Below are 3,621 nucleotides of genomic sequence, written 5' to 3'. Positions count from 1 at the left end.
GCCGCCATGCGCGGCCCCGTCCTGCTCGACTTCCGCAACGTCTACGACCCCGAGGCCATGCGCGAGGCAGGCTTCCACTACCACTCCATCGGACGGCCCTGAGCCGCCGCGGGTGGCAGGCTCAGGGGGGCCATGCGGCGGCCCCTGGCGCCGGGATGCCCGCCCGCATTACAGAGACGGGCGGCGCTGCGCCGCCGACCCCCAGACTGCGCAGGCCGCCGGGCCCGCCGACAACCAGCGGAGACTGCCGATGACCGCCTTCCACCACAGCTTCGACCGCACCGTCCTGCGCGAATACGACATCCGCGGCATCGTCGGGAAGACGCTGCAGCCGGAGGATGCCTTCGCCATCGGCCGCTGCTTCGGCAGCCTGGTCAGCCGCGCCGGCGGCAGCAAGGTCGCGGTCGGCTATGACGGCCGGCTGTCCTCCCCGGATCTGGAGCCGCAACTGGTCGCCGGGCTGCGCGCCTGCGGCCTCGAGGTCATCCGCATCGGGCTGGTGGCCACTCCGATGCTCTACTTCGCCGCCTACCACTTCGCCGCCGACGGCGCGGTGATGGTCACCGGCAGCCACAACCCGCCGGACTACAACGGCTTCAAGATGATGCTGGGTCGCAAGCCCTTCTACGGCCAGCAGATCCAGGAGATCGGCCGGATGGCGCGGGAGGGCGACGTCGTCCCGGTCTCGACCGAGGGCAGCGACCGGCAGGTGGACATCCAGGACGCCTATGTCGAGCGCGTGCTGGAGGACTACGATGGCGGCGACCGCAAGCTGAAGGTGGTCTGGGACCCCGGCAACGGGTCCGGCGCCAACGTCACCAAGGCGCTGGCGGCCAGGCTGCCGGGCGAGCACTACGTCATCAACGGCGAGGTGGACGGCACCTTCCCCAACCACCATCCCGACCCGACGGTCGCCAGGAACCTCGAGCAGATCATTGCCGAGGTGAAGCGCGAGGGCGCCGATCTCGGCATCGCCTTCGACGGCGATGCCGACCGCATCGGCGTGGTGGACGACGAGGGGCACATCCTGTTCGGCGACCAGCTGCTGGTGGTGCTGGCGCGGGACGTGCTGAAGTCCAAGCCGGGCGGCACCATCATCGCCGACGTCAAGGCGAGCCAGGTGCTGTTCGACGAGGTGGCGAAGGCGGGCGGCAGCCCGCTGATGTGGAAGACCGGCCATTCCCTGATCAAGGCGAAGATGGCCGAGACCGGCTCGCCGCTCGCCGGCGAGATGTCCGGCCACATCTTCTTCGCGGACAAGTGGTACGGCTTCGACGACGCGCCCTATTCCGCCATCCGCCTGCTGGGCATCATCGCCCGGATGCCGGGCAGGCTTTCCGCCGTGCGGGCGGCGCTGCCGCAGGTGATCAACACGCCGGAGCTTCGCTTCGACTGCGAGGAGGACCGGAAATTCGCGGTGGTGCAGGAGGTGAAGGACCGCCTCGCCGCCGCCGGCGCGAAGGTGCAGGACGTGGACGGCGTGCGGGTGCTGACCGATGACGGCTGGTGGCTGCTGCGCGCCTCCAACACCCAGGCGGTGCTGGTCGCCCGCTGCGAGGCGACGTCCGAGGCGGGGCTGGAGCGGCTGAAGGCGTCCCTGGTGGAGCAGCTGGTCGCCAGCGGCCTGCCGGCGCCCGACTTCTCCGGGGAGAATGCCGGGCACTGAGGGCCGCGCGCCCCGTCCCGGCGCGCGCCGGGGCGGGTGGCGTCCTTTGCGGTGCAAATCCCGGCATCGCCCGCTGTAGCCTCCGCCCCGGCGGAGGGGGGGCAGGGACATGCCGCAGGGACAGGACCTGATCACGCTGGACGCGCGGCCGGAGCCGGTGCGGATCGACCGCGCCCGCAGCGCCATCCTCGTCGTCGACATGCAGAATGATTTCGGCGCGAAGGGCGGCATGTTCCACAGCGCCGGCATCGACATCGCGCCCATCCAGCGCGTGGTGGAGCCGACCGCGCGGGTGCTGGACGCGGCACGCGCCGCCGGCCTGCCGGTGGTCTATCTCGTCATGCAGTACCGCCCCGACCTCTCGGATGCGGGCGCGCCGGACGGGCCCAACCGGATCAAGCACGCGCCGCTCGGGCTCGGCGCCGCGGTGCCGGCGCCCGATGGCGGCGCCGGCCGGATCCTGGTGGAGGGCACCTGGAACACGGCGATCCTGCCGCGCCTCGCGCCGCAGCCGGGCGACCTGGTCGTGCCGAAGCAGCGCTACAGCGGCTTCTTCGGGACCAACCTCGATTCCATCCTGCGCGCCCGCGGCATCCGGGACCTGGTCGTCACCGGCTGCACCACCAGCGTCTGCGTCGACTCCACCGTGCGCGACGCCATGGTCCGCGACTATCGCTGCGTGGTGCTGGAGGATTGCACGGCCGAGCCGATCGGCGCCGACCTGCCGCGCGGCAACCACGCGGCGACCCTGCTGACGATCCAGCTGCTGTTCGGCTGGATCTCGGACTCCGGCCGGCTCCTCGACGCGCTGCGCGCCCCGGGCGGTTGACGCCGCGCGCCTGGCTTCCGCATCCTCCCGCCGTCCAACGAGACCGGGAGAGAGACGCGATGACGCAATTCGGGCGGCGGGGCCTGGCCGGCCTCGCCACGCTGCTGGCGGCCGCCGGCACGGCCGGGGCGGAGGACTGGCCGACCCGCCCCGTCCGCATCGTCGTGCCCTTCCCGGCGGGCGGCACCACCGACCTGCTGGCGCGCCTCTATGCCCAGCGGCTGACCGAGGCGCTGGGCCAGTCCGTGGTGGTGGAGAACCGCGGCGGCGGCGGCGGGTCGATCGGCGCCGATGTGGTGGCCAAGGCGACGGACGGGCACACGCTGCTCTTCCACAACCTGACCTTCAGCACGACCACCGCGGCGCTGGAATTCGCCGGCCGCGCGCCGCATTCGGTGGAGCGCGACTTCGCCCCGATCTCGATGGGCGCCAATGTGCCGCTGATGCTGCTGGTGCATCCCGGCGTGCCGGCGAAGGACCTGAAGGAGTTCGTCGCCTGGGCGAAGGGGCGGACGGACCTGTTCTACGGCTCCACCGGCCCCGGCAGCACCATGAACCTGGTGGGAGAGGTGCTGAAGCGCGAGGCCGGGCTGCGCATGGACCACATCCCCTTCCGCGGCGCGGCGCCCCTGGTGCAGGACATGCTGGCGGGCCGCGTGCAGTTCGGCGGCGACCAGCTTTCCTCCTCGCTCGGCCATATCCGCGCCGGCGCGCTGCGGCCGGTCGCCACCCTGTCCGCCCGCCGCGCGGCGGCACTGCCGGAGGTGCCGACGGTGCGGGAGGAAGGCTTCGCGGCGATCGAATTGCTGGGCTGGAACGGCTTCTTCGCCCCCGCCGCGACCCCGCCCGCCGTGCTGGCCCGGCTGCAGCGGGAGGTGGCGGCGGCCGCTCGCCACCCGGATGTCGTCCGCCGCATCGCCGAGCTGGGCGCCGAGCCGGGCGGCAACAGCGCCGAGGAGTTCGGCGCCGCGGTGCGCGCCCAGCTGGCGCAGGTGCGGCCGCTGGTGGCGGAGCTTAAGATGCAGGTCGAGTGAACCCCGGGGACGGCCGGGCGGCGCGACCGGCCGGGGCCCCCGCCGGCGCCTGCCGCCCCCGATCGGCGCCGCGGCGCGATGGCGGCGGGCCC

The 3,621-nt window shown here is 73.0% G+C and carries 3 protein-coding genes; all 3 read left to right on the top strand.

What is annotated here, in order from left to right:
* The first annotated feature begins 250 nt into the window (after window positions 1–250).
* The 3 genes from pgmG (at window position 251) to E2C05_RS29765 (ending at window position 3,529) form a co-directional block, all read left to right on the top strand.
* Window positions 251–1,666 (top strand): phosphoglucomutase/phosphomannomutase PgmG, encoded by a 1,416-nt coding sequence (gene pgmG / locus E2C05_RS29775; protein WP_133223239.1) that lies wholly within the window; start codon window positions 251–253, stop codon window positions 1,664–1,666.
* Window positions 1,667–1,775: 109 nt separating this feature from the next.
* Window positions 1,776–2,495 carry a cysteine hydrolase family protein gene (locus E2C05_RS29770; protein WP_133223238.1) on the top strand — a complete coding sequence of 240 codons (720 nt, stop codon included), beginning with the start codon at window positions 1,776–1,778 and terminating at the stop codon, window positions 2,493–2,495.
* Between the two features lie 59 nt (window positions 2,496–2,554).
* Window positions 2,555–3,529, top strand: coding sequence for a Bug family tripartite tricarboxylate transporter substrate binding protein (locus E2C05_RS29765; RefSeq protein WP_133223237.1), 975 nt, complete (start codon window positions 2,555–2,557; stop codon window positions 3,527–3,529).
* Window positions 3,530–3,621 lie beyond the last annotated feature (92 nt).

The organism is Paracraurococcus ruber (genome assembly GCF_004353985.1).
GTDB lineage: Bacteria > Pseudomonadota > Alphaproteobacteria > Acetobacterales > Acetobacteraceae > Paracraurococcus > Paracraurococcus ruber.
Note: the sequence above shows the minus strand (reverse complement) of the source record. Positions and strands in the feature narration are given on the sequence as shown.

What these genes read in the sequence shown, in the direction of transcription:
- pgmG (WP_133223239.1), top strand. Translation starts at nt 251, where the DNA reads ATGACCGCCTTCCACCACAGCTTCGACCGCACCGTCCTGCGCGAATAC.
- E2C05_RS29770 (WP_133223238.1), top strand. Translation starts at nt 1,776, where the DNA reads ATGCCGCAGGGACAGGACCTGATCACGCTGGACGCGCGGCCGGAGCCG.
- E2C05_RS29765 (WP_133223237.1), top strand. Translation starts at nt 2,555, where the DNA reads ATGACGCAATTCGGGCGGCGGGGCCTGGCCGGCCTCGCCACGCTGCTG.